General features: G+C 71.1%; 14 protein-coding genes. 9 read left to right on the top strand and 5 right to left on the bottom strand.

Going from position 1 to position 14,244, the window contains the following annotated elements; genetic code table 11:
• Window positions 1–59 precede the first annotated feature (59 nt).
• Entirely contained in the window at window positions 60–854 is a 795-nt protein-coding gene (locus tag ABZT06_RS26155; protein WP_355745512.1) for a methyltransferase domain-containing protein, read from the top strand.
• 187 nt (window positions 855–1,041) lie between these two features.
• Here ABZT06_RS26155 and ABZT06_RS26150 read toward each other — a convergent pair whose 3' ends face one another.
• Window positions 1,042–1,989 carry a sugar kinase gene (locus ABZT06_RS26150; RefSeq protein WP_355745509.1) on the bottom strand — a complete coding sequence of 316 codons (948 nt, stop codon included), beginning with the start codon at window positions 1,987–1,989 and terminating at the stop codon, window positions 1,042–1,044.
• A gap of 20 nt (window positions 1,990–2,009) precedes the next feature.
• Window positions 2,010–2,918, bottom strand: a complete 909-nt coding sequence (locus tag ABZT06_RS26145) for a pseudouridine-5'-phosphate glycosidase (protein ID WP_355745506.1) — start codon at window positions 2,916–2,918, stop codon at window positions 2,010–2,012.
• A 99-nt stretch (window positions 2,919–3,017) separates the two neighbouring features.
• Between ABZT06_RS26145 and ABZT06_RS26140 the strand changes: the two genes are divergently transcribed.
• Window positions 3,018–3,446, top strand: a complete 429-nt coding sequence (locus ABZT06_RS26140; RefSeq protein ID WP_355745503.1) for a VOC family protein — start codon at window positions 3,018–3,020, stop codon at window positions 3,444–3,446.
• Between the two features lie 164 nt (window positions 3,447–3,610).
• Here the strand turns inward: ABZT06_RS26140 and ABZT06_RS26135 are convergent, their stop codons facing one another.
• From ABZT06_RS26135 to ABZT06_RS26125, 3 genes are read right to left on the bottom strand one after another with little or no spacing between them, the layout of a single operon-like run.
• Complete coding sequence (locus ABZT06_RS26135) at window positions 3,611–4,165, bottom strand: methylated-DNA--[protein]-cysteine S-methyltransferase (RefSeq protein WP_355745500.1); 555 nt, start codon at window positions 4,163–4,165, stop codon at window positions 3,611–3,613.
• A 55-nt stretch (window positions 4,166–4,220) separates the two neighbouring features.
• The gene (locus ABZT06_RS26130; protein ID WP_355745498.1) at window positions 4,221–4,430 is read right to left on the bottom strand and encodes a hypothetical protein; all 210 of its coding nucleotides are present in this window, start codon (window positions 4,428–4,430) and stop codon (window positions 4,221–4,223) included.
• Window positions 4,427–4,591: a glycerophosphodiester phosphodiesterase family protein gene (locus tag ABZT06_RS26125; RefSeq protein ID WP_355746033.1), complete on the bottom strand. Its 165-nt coding sequence runs from the start codon at window positions 4,589–4,591 to the stop codon at window positions 4,427–4,429. The genes ABZT06_RS26130 and ABZT06_RS26125 overlap by 4 nt, the downstream gene beginning before the upstream one ends.
• Before the next feature lie 326 nt (window positions 4,592–4,917).
• On the opposite strand from ABZT06_RS26125, the gene ABZT06_RS26120 reads away from it, so the two are divergent.
• The 7 genes from ABZT06_RS26120 (at window position 4,918) to ABZT06_RS26090 (ending at window position 14,206) form a co-directional block, all read left to right on the top strand.
• On the top strand, window positions 4,918–5,787 hold the full coding sequence (locus ABZT06_RS26120) for an MHYT domain-containing protein (RefSeq protein ID WP_355745495.1): 870 nt from the start codon (window positions 4,918–4,920) through the stop codon (window positions 5,785–5,787).
• A 640-nt stretch (window positions 5,788–6,427) separates the two neighbouring features.
• Window positions 6,428–8,563: an excinuclease ABC subunit UvrB gene (gene uvrB / locus ABZT06_RS26115; protein WP_355745492.1), complete on the top strand. Its 2,136-nt coding sequence runs from the start codon at window positions 6,428–6,430 to the stop codon at window positions 8,561–8,563.
• Window positions 8,564–8,697: 134 nt separating this feature from the next.
• The gene (locus ABZT06_RS26110; protein WP_355745489.1) at window positions 8,698–9,276 is read left to right on the top strand and encodes a TerD family protein; all 579 of its coding nucleotides are present in this window, start codon (window positions 8,698–8,700) and stop codon (window positions 9,274–9,276) included.
• A gap of 52 nt (window positions 9,277–9,328) precedes the next feature.
• The gene (locus ABZT06_RS26105) at window positions 9,329–11,404 is read left to right on the top strand and encodes a TerD family protein (protein ID WP_355745487.1); all 2,076 of its coding nucleotides are present in this window, start codon (window positions 9,329–9,331) and stop codon (window positions 11,402–11,404) included.
• A gap of 227 nt (window positions 11,405–11,631) precedes the next feature.
• Window positions 11,632–12,633 (top strand): TerC family protein, encoded by a 1,002-nt coding sequence (locus tag ABZT06_RS26100; protein WP_355745484.1) that lies wholly within the window; start codon window positions 11,632–11,634, stop codon window positions 12,631–12,633.
• A gap of 131 nt (window positions 12,634–12,764) precedes the next feature.
• Entirely contained in the window at window positions 12,765–13,067 is a 303-nt protein-coding gene (locus tag ABZT06_RS26095; protein ID WP_355745481.1) for a hypothetical protein, read from the top strand.
• A gap of 38 nt (window positions 13,068–13,105) precedes the next feature.
• Window positions 13,106–14,206 (top strand): ionic transporter y4hA, encoded by a 1,101-nt coding sequence (locus ABZT06_RS26090; RefSeq protein ID WP_355745478.1) that lies wholly within the window; start codon window positions 13,106–13,108, stop codon window positions 14,204–14,206.
• The last annotated feature ends 38 nt before the right edge of the window (window positions 14,207–14,244 follow it).

Raw genomic sequence — 14,244 nt, 5'->3', positions numbered from 1 at the left:
TCCTCGTTGGAGCCGCGTCGTCCGTTTCCGACAAGCCAGGCAACTGGGATCATCGCGGCATGACAGGAACAGACGGGTATCTCCTCGACAACCGGCAGGCCGAGGCGGGAGAGCGCTTCGACGCCTTCGCCACGCTCTTCGACCCCACGACCTTCCGGCACATCGAAGGATTCGGCATCGGATCCGGCTGGCGCTGCTGGGAGGTCGGCGCGGGCGGCACGTCCGTGGTGTCCTGGCTGGCCAAGAAGGTCGGCCCGACCGGAAAGGTCGTCGCGACAGACATCGACACCACGCTTCTCACCGCGGCGGGCCGCCCGCCGGTGGACGTACGGGTCCACGACGTGAGCGCCGAGGAGCCCCCCGGGGAGGGCTTCGACCTGGTGCACGCCCGGCTCGTTCTGGTCCATGTGCCGGACCGGGAACGGGCCCTGCGGTCGATGATCAAGTCCCTCCGGCCCGGTGGGCGGCTCCTGCTGGAGGACGCCGACCCCGCCCTGCAACCCCTGACCTGCCCCGACGAGCACGGCCCCGAGCAGCAGTTGGCAAACCGGTTGCGCCAGGGCTTTCGCCGACTGCTCGCCGACCGCGGCGCCGACCTCTCCTACGGCCGCACCCTCCCGCGCCTGCTCCGCGAGGCCGGTCTGCGTCAGGTCGCCGCCGACGCGTACTTCCCGCTCGCCTCGCCGGCCTGCGCCGCCCTGGAGTCCGCCACGATCCGCCAGATCCGCGGCCAGCTCGTCACGGCGGGCCTCGCCACGGACGAGGACATCGACCGCCACCTCGCCAACGTCGCCACCGGCACGATGGATCTGGCCACCGCCCCGTTGATCTCGGCATGGGGGCGCAAGGGGTAGAAGCGGAGCGGGAGCGGGCGGGGAACGGGTGTCCGGCCGGGAGTCGGGGAACATGTGGTCGGCCGGGAGTCTGGAGAGACGGCGGCTGGGCGGGAGCTGGAGAGGCGGCCGTGGACGGCGGTGGCTGATCGGTCGGCCGTCTGTCCGGAGAGGTGTCCGCGGACGGCGGTGGCCCACCGGCCGGCCGTCAGTCCTGCCTCGGCGGTCTCCCGCCCACTCGCTCCACCGCCAGCGCGCCCGCCCGGCATCCTTCCGCCGCCGCGTCCTCGGGCGCGGCGCCCGCCAGCAGGGCCGCGAGGAACGCGCCCGTGAAGGCGTCACCCGCTCCGGTGGTGTCCCGGGGCGTCGCCGCCACGGCGGGCACGTGGGCGTACACGGTGCCGGACCGGGCGATCAGCGCCCCCTCCGCTCCCCGCTTGGCCACCACCAGCGGGACGTGGCGGCTCAACTTGGCCGCCGCGTCCGCGACATCGGGCAACCCGGTGAGCAGGCACGCCTCGTCCCGGCTCGGCAGCAGGACATCCACCCCGTCGACCAGCGAGAGGAAGCGGTCCACCCCCACCTCCCGGAGGAAGCCCGCCGAGGCCGGGTCAAGGCTCACCGGCACACCACGCGCGCGTGCCGACTCCAGGGCGACCGCGACCAGGGCTCGGCTCGGCTCCGAGAACAGGAGATAGCCCGACAGATGCAGCCCCGCCACGCCGTCGAGCAACCCGTCGGACCAGTCGTCCGGCTCCAGCCGCAGTGACGCGCCGCTGTCGGTGAGGAACGTCCGCTCGGCGGCCTCACCCGTGTCCACGAGGCAGATCACCGTCCCGGTCGGCGCCTCCGGATCGACGACCAGGTGCGGTCGCACCCCGCACGCGGCCAGCTCCCGCTCGTGCCACGCGGCCGCGTCCGCGCCCACCCGCCCCAGCAGCCGTACCTCCGCACCGCCCGCGCGGGCGGCCCAGCAGGCCACGTTGGCCCCCGCCCCACCCGGCACCGTACGGATCGCCGCGGCGGTGTCCGTACCGGCGGCGAGCGGCCCCCGGTGCCGGGCGACGACGTCCGTGATGACGTCCCCGACGACCAGAAGGGCGCCGCCCCGGGCGGCCGCGGTGATACCGGGCGCGCCGCCTGGGCGGGTCGCCACGTCACCCCGCCCGTCCGTCGTCACTTCCCGGCCCGGGCCGCCGCGATCCGCCCCGCCAGCCGCACGTTGCCGCGCACCGCGGCCAGGTTGGCGCTCAGGGAGGCGCCGTCGGTGTGCCGCACCAGATGGTCCAGCAGGAACGGTGTGACCCCCTGACCGGTGACCCCCGCCTCCTCGCAGGCCTGGAGCGCCTCCGCGAGCACCCGCGCGTGCAACTCGGGGTCCAGCTGCTCCTCCTCGGGCACCGGGTTGGCGACGATCAGCGCCGAGCCGGGCGCGTCCAGCGCCTCACGCGCGCGCATGACCGCCGCCACCTGCTCGGGGGAGTCCAGCCGCCACTCCACCGGATAACCGGAGTCGGAGAGGTAGAAGCCGGGGAAGCGGTCCGTGCCGTACCCGGCGACCGCGACCCCCAGCGTCTCCAGCCGCTGGAGCGTGGCGGGCACGTCCAGGATGGACTTCACGCCCGCGCACACCACGGTGATCGGTGTGCGCGCCAGCAGGCCGAGGTCGGCCGACTCGTCCTGGGTCGTCGTCCACTGCCGGTGCACCCCGCCGAGACCGCCCGTCGCGAACACCTCCACTCCGGCCAGGGCCGCCAGCTGCGCCGTCGCCGACACGGTGGTCGCCCCGCTCACCCCCGCGGCAACCGCCAGCGGAAGATCCCGGTGGCCCAGCTTGCGGATCCCGTCCTCGTTGGCGACCCGCTCCAACTGCTGCTTGTCCAGCCCGACATGGGGCCGCCCGTCCAGTACGGCGATCGTCGCCGGTACGGCGCCCGCCTGGCGTACGACGTCCTCCAGCTCCAGCGCCACCTGCAGATTGCGCGGACGCGGCAGCCCGTGCGCGATGATCGTGGACTCCAGGGCCACCACGGGTCGACGCGCGTCGATCGCCTCGCGCACCTCTTCGGACACCACCAGCACCACGGGCCTGCCTCCTGTCGATCGGTCTTCCCTCATCTCTGGCGGGCGGCGCGTCCGGTCAAACCCTTGCGGGCTGTGGAGGACCCCACCAGCCTGGAGTGCATGACGGACAACTCGGCGCGTCTCGACCATGTCGTCCTCTGGGTGCGTGACCCGGTGGCATCGGCCGACTTCTACGAGAAGACCCTGGGCCTGGAACCCGTGAGGCTCACCGACTTCGCCGCGGGGGCGGTGTCCTTCCCCTCCGTACGGCTCAACGACGAGACCATCTTCGACCTCATGCCGCTCACCCTGGCGGACCGCATGCAAATGGTCCCTGGCGCTGCCGAGAGCGCGGGACACCCTGTCAATCATGTCTGCCTGGCCCTGCCCACCGACGATTTCGAGACACTCCGCGCCCGCCTGGAGGAACGGTCCGTGCCCGTCTCGGACTTCTCCCACGGCTCCTTCGGCGCCCGCGGAACGGCCCGGCGCAGCTTCTACTTCCGTGACCCGGACGGGAACGTCTTCGAGGCACGCCACTACGACTGACCGCGCGAGGTGGGACGCGCCGGCGATCAGGCAGATGCCGGGCCTCGTTCGACGGCTTTCGCCGGTGACCTTGGCCTGAGGTCCGCGGCTGACCTGTTTCCGTTCCCCGGCCGGCCGCCGCGCGAACCCGAGGAGCACTCCTCAAGGCCCCGGACGGGACCGCCTCAGAACAGCGGCTCGGGCAGCACGCCCTCCAATGCGAGCAGCTTCCGCTTGGTCTCCAGGCCGCCGCCGAACCCGCCGATGCCCCCGTCGCTCTCGACGACCCGGTGGCAGGGCACGACGACCGGCAGCGGGTTGGAGCCCATGGCCACCCCCACGGCCTGCGCGGCACCCGGCTGGCCGACCCGCCCGGCGAGATCGCCGTACCCGACGACCTGGCCGAACCGCACACCAGACGCCAGCTCGCGCAGCACCTGCCGGTTGAATCCCGAGATCAACGACCAGTCCAGAGGCAGCTCGAAGTCGTGCCGCTCGCCCGCGAAGTACGCCTCGACCTGGCGTATCGCCTCGGCCAGCAACGGAGAGCCGGGCGCCTCGACGGGCTCGGCGCCCAGCCGGGACGCGAGCCGCTCGAGCGCCTTGGCGCGGACCGGGTCGGTGGCGTGGAAGACCACGTTGACCAGACCCTCGTCGGTGGCGGCCAGCAGCAGCGGGCCGATGTCCGTGCCGACGACGGTCCACACGATCCGCTGCTCGTCCTGCCCATGGCTGTTCATGCGACCACCGTACGAGCCGCCACTGACAACGGTCGGCGACCTGCGCGAACATCCGCTACTCGCGCAGCGCGTCCCGCACCACGTCGGGCCTGTCGGTGATGAGGCCGTCGACGCCGACCCGGCGACCAGCCGCGCGGGCCGGTGAAGGCATGGACCGCGGAGACACAGGCCCTGGAGACGGAGGGTGTACGACGGGTTGCTCGGTGAAGACCGCGTACGCGTGCAGGTCCGCCACGGGCGGTGTGCCGAGGAAGCCGGCCTTCACGCCGGGCACCCTTCGTTGCCGAGGAGCTTGAGGTGCTCCACGTCGGTCGTACGCCGGACGCTGTCGTCGTGGAGGACGACGAGCTCGTCTTCCCTGGTGCGCCGGACGTCGTTCTCGACCCGGACGCCGCCGATCCGGGCGGCCTTGTCGACGGTGGCCAGGGTGTTCTCGGGGGCGCACGCGGAGCCGCCCCGATGGGCGATGATTACCTACTCCTCGCGTCGAGCAATCACGTACAGCGCGACTCTGACAGCACCGGGTCAACGGCACCCGGGTACAGAATGGACACATTCTGAACGTGCGTGTCCCACGTCCGCTCACGGGTGCCGCACAACTGGGGCAAGGGCGTGTTTCTTTGCCGGAAAATCGTTCGACCATTCCGGTGGCGGTCATACTCTCTGCCTCAACCCTGATCGCTCGGGCGATGCTGGGAAGGGGCGCATTTCAGGGAATTCCAGGACGTAAGAGGGCGGAAGGGTAGCCGCGCATGCAAGGCACGGTCGACGGATTCAGCTACGGACTCGTCACACCGCTGGTGGCCTACCTCATGGCCTGCCTGGGCGGTGCCCTCGGACTGCGCTGCACCACCAGATCCATGCTGGTCAGCCGGTCCTGGCGACCCGGCTGGCTGGCGCTCGGCTCGGCGGCGATCGGCTCCGGCATCTGGACCATGCACTTCGTCGCGATGATGGGGTTCAAGGTCGCGCAGACACCGATCCACTACGACAGGTCGATCACCTTCGCGAGCCTGGGCGTCGCCATCGTCATGGTGGGCATCGGGGTCTTCATCGTTGGCTACCGGGGCGCCTCCGGAACGGCCCTGATGACCGGCGGTGCCGTCACCGGCCTGGGCATCGCCTCGATGCACTACCTCGGCATGGCCGGCATGCGCCTGAACGGGCAGTTGGAGTACAACACCGTCACCGTCGGCATCTCCGTGGTCATAGCCGTCGTCGCCGCGACCGCTGCCCTGTGGGCCGCCGGGCAGGTCAGGGGATTCCTCTGGAGCGTGGGTGCGAGCCTGGTCATGGGCCTCGCCGTCACGGGCATGCACTACACCGGCATGGCCGCCCTCAGCGTCCATGTGCACGGCACGTCCGCCCCCGTCTCCGGTGACTCGCCCGCCTCCCTGCTCGCGCCGATGATGATCGGACCGCTGGCCTTCCTGCTGCTCGCGGGCGTCGTCGTGATGTTCGATCCCCTGATGGTCATGGGCAAGCCCGTGTGGTCCCCCGCCGAGAACAAGCCCGGCATCCCCGCACGCGAACTCGTCCACCACTCGCCCGCCCGCCGTCCTTCGCTCCGCCCCCACGGGGACGTGCACCACCAGGACGCCCGCACCCCGCAGAACCGCTGACCCACCGGGACCGTCGCCCGCCCCCGCGCCCCTCCTGCTCCGCCACTCGCCCGCCCGCCGTCCTTCGCTCCGCCCCCACGGGGACGTGCACCACCAGGACGCCCGCACCCCGCAAAACCGCTGACCGACCGGGACCGTCGCCCGCCCCCGCGCCCCTCCCGAGCCGATCCCGGGCGGCCACCTGCCCGCCCGCCGTCCTTTGCTCCGCCCCCACGGGGACGTGCACCACCGGGACGCCCGCACCCCGCAGAACCGCTGACCGACCGGGACCGTCGCCCGCCCCCGCGCCCCTCACGCGCCGCCACTCGCCCGCCCGCCGTCCTTGCTCCGCCCTCACCCGGACGTGCACCACCGGGACGCCCGCACCCCGCAGAACCGCTGACCCACCGGGACCGTCGGCCGTCCCCGCGCCCCTCCTGCTCCGCCCCCGAGCCTCCACCCGCCCCGCCTGCGACCCCCGGCGCCCTGCCCGCCCTCCCTGCCTCCGCCGCAGCGACCGATCCGCAGTCCGCCGGTTCCGCCCCCGGCCCCGCCGCTCACAGCCCGTCGCACGCCCCGTCGCCACCCCCCACCCCCTCCGTCGGCGCCCAGAACGCCTGATCGGACCGCGTTGTCAGTGGGGAGTCGTACGGTGGACTCCATGCGGCCCGTTTCTCACATCGAACGTACGGTGGCGCCCTTCGAGGTCGTCAGCTCCTACCAGCCCAGCGGCGACCAGCCGGCGGCGATCGCCGAGCTGGCCAAGCGCATCGAGGCAGGTGAGAAGGATGTCGTCCTGCTCGGCGCGACCGGCACCGGAAAGTCCGCCACCACCGCGTGGATGATCGAGAAGCTCCAGCGCCCCACCCTCGTGATGGCCCCGAACAAGACGCTGGCCGCCCAGCTGGCGAACGAGTTCCGCGAGCTGCTGCCGAACAACGCCGTCGAGTACTTCGTCTCCTACTACGACTACTACCAGCCCGAGGCCTACGTCCCGCAGTCGGACACCTACATCGAGAAGGACTCCTCGATCAACGAGGAGGTCGAGCGTCTGCGCCACTCCGCGACCAACTCGCTGCTCACCCGCCGCGACGTCGTGGTGGTCGCCTCCGTCTCCTGCATCTACGGCCTCGGTACGCCCCAGGAGTACGTGGACCGCATGGTCCCCCTCAGGGTCGGCGACGAGATCGACCGCGACCAGCTCCTGCGCCGCTTCGTGGACATCCAGTACACACGCAACGACCTGGCCTTCACCCGAGGCACCTTCCGGGTCCGCGGCGACACCATCGAGATCTTCCCGGTCTACGAGGAACTCGCCGTCCGCATCGAGATGTTCGGCGACGAGATCGAGGCCCTCTCGACGCTGCACCCGCTCACTGGCGAGATCATCAGCGACGACGAGTATCTGTACGTCTTCCCGGCCTCCCACTACGTCGCAGGGCCCGAGCGCATGGAGCGGGCCGTCAACGACATCGAGAAGGAGCTCGGGGAGCGCCTGGCCGAGCTGGAGAAGCAGGGCAAGCTCCTGGAGGCCCAGCGCCTGCGGATGCGCACCACCTACGACCTCGAGATGCTCCGCCAGATCGGTTCCTGTTCCGGGGTGGAGAACTACTCGATGCACTTCGACGGCCGCCTGCCCGGCTCCCCGCCGAACACCCTGCTGGACTACTTCCCGGACGACTTCCTGCTCGTCATCGACGAGTCGCACGTGACCGTGCCCCAGATCGGCGCCATGTACGAGGGCGACGCCTCCCGCAAGCGCACCCTCGTCGACCACGGCTTCCGCCTCCCGTCGGCGCTGGACAACCGCCCCCTGAAGTGGGAGGAGTTCACGGAGCGCATCGGCCAGACCGTCTACCTGTCGGCGACGCCGGGCAAGTACGAGCTCTCGCGCGGGGACGGCGTCGTCGAGCAGATCATCCGCCCCACCGGCCTGGTCGACCCCGAGGTCGTCGTCAAGCCCACCGAGGGCCAGATCGACGACCTGGTGCACGAGATCCGCACCCGCACCGAGAAGGACGAGCGCGTCCTGGTCACCACGCTCACCAAGAAGATGGCCGAGGACCTCACCGACTACTTCCTGGAGCTCGGCATCCAGGTCCGCTATCTGCACAGCGACGTCGACACCCTGCGCCGTGTGGAGCTGCTGCGCGAACTGCGCTCCGGCGAGTTCGACGTCCTGGTCGGCATCAACCTCCTGCGGGAGGGCCTCGACCTGCCCGAGGTGTCCCTGGTGGCCATCCTCGACGCCGACAAGGAGGGCTTCCTGCGCTCCGGCACGTCCCTGATCCAGACCATCGGCCGCGCCGCGCGCAATGTCTCCGGCGAGGTCCACATGTACGCCGACAAGATCACCCCGGCGATGGAGAAGGCCATCGATGAGACGAACCGCCGCCGGGAGAAGCAGGTCGCGTACAACAAGGAGCGGGGCATCGACCCCCAGCCGCTGCGCAAGAAGATCAACGACATCGTCGCGCAGATCGCCCGCGAGGACGTGGACACCGAGCAACTCCTCGGCTCCGGCTACCGCAAGGGCAAGGACGGCAAGGCGGCCAAGGCCCCCGTGCCCGCTCTCGGCGGCAAGGCGGCCGGCACCAAGGCCGCCAGGGGCAAGGCCAAGGAGACCGTCCCGACCGACCGTCCCGCGGCCGAACTCGCCGGGCAGATCGAGGAGATGACGGCACGTATGCGGGCCGCCGCCGCCGACCTCCAGTTCGAGATCGCGGCCCGGCTGCGCGACGAGGTCTCCGAGATGAAGAAGGAGCTCCGGCAGATGAAGGAGGCGGGCCTGGCCTGACCCGCATCGCGCTGTGTTGCAAGACCGACACAAAGTGCGCTTCGGGGTGCGTCACGGTCAGTGGCCCTGCGTAGGGTTCTGGACAACCGCGGGGGCCGCGGCAACAGGGGACAGCAGCGAGAGGGGTTCGGCGCGTGACCGTCAACATGACCAAGGGTCAGGCCATCAGTCTGCAGAAGAACGACGGAGGCAGCCTGACCGCGGTGCGCATGGGCCTCGGCTGGCAGGCGGCTCCCCGGCGCGGCCTGTTCGGCTCGCGCACGCGGGAGATCGACCTGGACGCCTCCGCTGTGCTGTTCGCGGACAAGCAGCCCGTCGACGTCGTCTTCTTCCGCCACCTGGTGAGCGACGACGGTTCCGTCAAGCACACCGGTGACAACCTCGTCGGCGGCGTGGGCCAGGGCGGCGACGACGAGGCGATCCTCGTGGACCTCTCCCGTGTCCCCGTCCACGTCGACCAGATTGTTTTCACGGTGAACTCCTTCACGGGCCAGACCTTCCAGGAGGTGCAGAACGCCTTCTGCCGCCTGGTCGACGAGACCAACGGCCAGGAGCTCGCCCGCTACACGCTCGCCGGCGGCGGCGCCTACACCGCCCAGATCATGGCGAAGGTGCACCGGACGGGTCCGGGCTGGAGCATGACAGCCCTCGGCACCCCGGCCAACGGCCGGACCTTCCAGGACCTGATGCCGGCGATCCTGCCGCACCTGTAACCGGCCTGCCGAGCGGCACCCGACCGACACCACGACACGGGGGGAGAAGGCGATGACGGCCGAGCTGGTGCGGGGGCAGAACCACCCGCTCTCCCAGGCCCGACTCGAGATCCGGATCGCGGCCGGCACGCCGGTCCTGGCCGGAGCCACGCTCGGCGACGAGCAGGGCCGGGTGCACGGCGTCGAGTGGGTCGTCCACCCCGGCGCGCCCACCCTGCCCGGCCTGGAGGTCTCCCGGCAGGCGGCCGCCGACCACCGCCTCGCGGTCGATCTCGGCGCGGTGCCCGAGGCCGTCCACCGGGTCCATGTGCTGCTCGCGCTGCCCGGGGCAGGCGGCCCGGCACGCTTCGGCGCCGTCGCCGCCCCCTTCGTCGCGGTCACCGGGCTGGACGGCGCCGAGCTCGCCGGCTACACCATCACCGGCCTGGACGCCGAGTCCGCCGTCGTCGCGCTGGAGCTCTACCGCCGCCAGGGCGCCTGGAAGGTACGCGCCGTGGGACAGGGCTATGCGGGCGGCCTCGCCGAACTCCTCACCGACCAGGGCCTACCCCAGGCCCACCAGCTCGTCCATGACATCCACGAGGCGGTGGCCCGGGGCCTGGCCCGCGCGGTGCCGATGCCACCGCCGCTCACGGCGGACGGCGACCGCCCCCGGCAGACGGCCACGCCGACGCCGGGCCCGGACCAGGGCTCGTCCGCGGCCCAGGGCGCCCCCGGTGCCGTACCGCCGCAGCCCCTGTCGCCGTACGGCTCACAACCCCCGAGCCCCCCGCCGCCGGTGCCGCCGAGCGGCGGTCCGGCCTCCGGCACACCGCAGCCCACCTCCCCTTACGGCCCGCAGGGCACACCGCAGCCCGGATACACCCCGGTGCCCGCGGACACCGCCGCGCAGCCGCCCACCGTCGGCGCCCCGATCGACTACAGCCACCCCCGGCGGCAGGACACCGCCCCGCCGCCGCCCCCGCCCGCCGTGCCTCCCGCCCAGCCGGGGCAGCCCGCGCGGCCCGTCGCCGGGGACGCCACCGGCTGGTCCATGGAGGAGCGGCTCTACAACCAGGTGTGGGGCATGTTCGAGGATCTGGCCCGCTCCACGGCCGCGTACCGCAGTGCCGTCGACTTCGCCGACTCCCGCCTGGAGAAGGAGCTGGACGCGGCCCTCGCCGACCCCCGCCACCGGATCGGCGGACAGGGCGACGCCGCGCGTGAGGCCGCCCGTGCCAAGCAGGCCCAGCTCGTCGAACAGGCCCGCGCGGCCTACGACCGGGATCTCGGCCAGCTCACGGCGGAGTCCGAGGTGGTCGAACCCGCCCTGCCGCCCGCGTATGCCCGCTGGGACAACCCCGTCTGGCACGGCTACCGGGTGCCCTTCGAGGTGCCCATGGCCGTGCGCCTGGGCGACCTGCATCTGCCCGAGTGCGCCGAGCTGCGTATCCCGATGCTGGTCCGGCTGCCGCTGGAGCGCGGCCTGTGGATCGACAGCGGGGCCGCCGGATCTCTCGACGGCTCGTTCCTCGACCCCCACGAACTGCACCGCCTCGCCATGGACACGGCCGTGGCGCTCGCGGCCCGGCTCCTCGCCGTCCATCCGGCCGGGGACTACACCCTGCACGTCATCGACCCGGCCGGCTCGGGTGCGCAGGCGCTCGCCCCCCTGGTGTGGTCCGGCGTGCTCGCGGCCCCGCCCGCCATCGGCGCGGCGGGCGTGGCGGATGTCCTGGCCCGCCTCACCCAGCGTGTCGACCTCGTGCAGATGGCGGTCCGTGGCGGCGCGGCCGACTCCCTCCCGCCCGGCCTCGACACCTCCGAGCACCTCCTGATCGTCAACGACTTCCCGCACGGCTTCGACGACCGGGCCGTGACCCAGCTGCGCTACCTCGCGGACGAGGGACCGGCCGTCGGCGTCCATCTGATGATGGTCGCGGACCGTGAGGAGGCATCCGGCTACGGCCCCCTCCTCGACCCCCTGTGGCGCTCGCTCATGCGGCTGACCCCGGTGCCCGACGACCACCTCGCCGACCCGTGGGTCGGGCATGCCTGGACCTACGAGCCCGCACTCGTCCCGCCCGGCAGCCAGGTGCTCCAGCAGGTCCTTGCCCAGGTCGCGGAGGCTCGCACCAAGTACACGTAAAGCCACCCTGATCAGGGATTTTGACCTTTCTTTTGCCAACTGCTTTACCTTGCCTTGGTGATTGGGGTACGGTTGGTGGCACGGAGGGGAGTACTCCCTGTCGACTGCGGCGTACCCGTCAATACGGATCAGGCCTGATCCCGGGGCGTCGGCCCACCGTGGGTGGAAGAGACCTCCGGCAGCGCGACGACGCTGGTTACTTGCCGTTACGTATTGCCGGAGGAACTGTGGATGTTTCCGTGACCCTGTGGGTCCTGACGATCGTGGGCCTCGCCGCCCTCATCGCGGTCGACTTCTTCATCGGCCGCAAGCCGCACGACGTGTCGATCAAGGAAGCCGGTATCTGGACGGTCGTCTGGATCGCCCTCGCCGGCCTCTTCGGCCTCGGCCTGATGATCTTCTCCGGCGGCGAGCCCGCCGGTGAGTTCTTCGCGGGCTTCATCACCGAGAAGTCCCTGAGCGTGGACAACCTCTTCGTCTTCGTCCTGATCATGGCGAAGTTCGCGGTGCCCTCGCAGTACCAGCAGCGGGTGCTGCTCGTCGGTGTCCTCATAGCCCTGGTGCTGCGCGCGATCTTCATCGCCGCCGGTGCCGCGATCATCGCCAGCTTCGCGTGGGTGTTCTACATCTTCGGCGCCTTCCTCATCTGGACCGCCTGGAAGCTCATCCAGGAGGCCCGGGCCGACGAGGAGGAAGAGGAGTTCGAGGAGAACAAGCTGCTCAAGGCCGCCGAGCGCAGGTTCGGTGTGGCCGACCGCTACCACGGCACCAAGCTGTGGATCGTGGAGAACGGCAAGCGGGTCATGACGCCGATGCTCGTCGTGATGCTCGCGATCGGCTCCACCGACGTGCTCTTCGCGCTCGACTCGATCCCCGCGATCTTCGGTCTGACCCAGGACCCGTACATCGTCTTCACGGCCAACGCGTTCGCCCTGATGGGCCTGAGGCAGCTGTACTTCCTCATCGGCGGCCTGCTGCGGAAGCTGGTCCACCTCAGCTACGGCCTGTCGATCATCCTGGGCTTCATCGGCGTCAAGCTGGTGCTGCACGCCCTGCACGAGTCCGGGGTCCATGTCCCCGAGATCAGCATTCCGGTCTCGCTCGGCGTCATCTGCTCGGTCCTGATCGTCACCACGATCACCAGCCTGATGGCCACCAGGAAGCAGGCGGCGGCCGAAGCGGCGCAGGCGGAGAGCGAAGGCGCTCCGAAGGACAGCATCGAGGCCTGACCACGGCCGACGTAGGAAGAACCACCACCGGGAGCGGTGCGCGGCGAATTGCCGGGTATCGCTCCCGGTGCTTGTTTGGTTCCAGTGCGCGTACCCCGGCTCGGGGACGCCGTGGCCGGCAGGAGACGCCCATGAAGTTCGTGCAGATCATCGGCTTCGAGACCGAGCGCCTCGAAGAGATGCAGCAGGTGCTGCAGGAGGCTGGGCAGCGCAGCGAGGGCAGGACGGGTGGCCCGACCCACAGCATGCTTTTGAAGGACCGGGACAAGCCGAACCACTATCTGGCGCTGGTCGAGTTCGAGTCGTACGACGAGGCCATGCGCAACAGCGACGATCCCGAGACGGGCAAACTCGCGGAGCAGTTGGGCGCGCTGAGCATCGGCGAACGTGTCTACACCAACTGTGACGTCCTGGAGTCGCGCGAGCTCAAGTAGCCCTGGCGGAGCACCCCCGCCTCTGGGACGATCGCTGCATGATCGCTCGGCTCAGGTCGCTCACCACGAGCTGGACGTCCGTCGTGCCGGTGCTCGCGGTCATCCTGCTGGTGTTCACCTGGGGCCGCGATCTGCCCGGGGCGGTCGTCGTGCTCGTGACCCTGGTCCTCGCCGGGGCCGTGCTGGCCGCCGTGCACCACGCCGAGGTGATCGCCCACCGGGTCGGTGAACCGTTCGGCTCGCTCGTCCTCGCCGTCGCCGTCACGATCATCGAGGTGGCCCTGATCGTCACCCTGATGGTGGACGGTGGCGACAAGAGTTCGACCCTGGCCAGGGACACGGTCTTCGCGGCCGTGATGATCACCTGCAACGGCATCGTCGGCATCAGCCTCCTCGTGGCCTCGCTGCGCCACGGCACCGCGGTCTTCAACCCCGAGGGCACCGGCGCCGCCCTCGCCACGGTCGCCACCCTGGCCACGCTGAGCCTGGTGCTGCCGACGTTCACGACGAGCAAGCCAGGTCCGGAATTCTCCAGCACCCAGCTGACCTTCGCCGCGCTGTCCTCGCTCATCCTGTACGGCCTGTTCGTGGCGACCCAGACGGTACGGCACCGGGACTACTTCCTCCCGATCACCCACCAGGGCGAGGTGATCACCGTCGACGACCACGCCCACGCGCCCACCGCCCGTGCCGCCCTGATCAGCCTGGGCCTGCTGGGTCTGGCCCTGATCGGGGTGGTCGGACTGGCCAAGGGCGTCTCGCCCACCATCGAGTCCGGGGTGGCCAAGGCCGGTCTGCCACAGGCCGTCGTGGGTGTGATCATCGCCCTGCTGGTGCTGCTCCCCGAGAGCATCGCCGCCCTGCGCTCCGCGCGCCGCGACCGTGTCCAGACCAGCCTCAACCTCGCCCTCGGCTCCGCCATGGCCAGCATCGGCCTGACCATCCCCGCGGTCGCCCTGGCATCGGTCTGGCTCTCCGGCCCGCTCGTCCTCGGCCTCGGCTCCACCCACATGGTGCTGCTGGCCCTGACGGTGGTGGTGAGCTCCCTGACGGTGGTTCCCGGCCGAGCCACACCGCTCCAGGGCGGCGTGCATCTGGTGCTGTTCGCCGCCTACCTGGAACTGGCGATCAACCCGTGACGGGCCCGAAGGCGGCCGACGTCATGGAGGGCATGGGG

Origin of the sequence: Streptomyces sp. NPDC005483, from assembly GCF_040606035.1 — a bacterium.
GTDB lineage: Bacteria > Actinomycetota > Actinomycetes > Streptomycetales > Streptomycetaceae > Streptomyces.
Note: the sequence above shows the minus strand (reverse complement) of the source record. Positions and strands in the feature narration are given on the sequence as shown.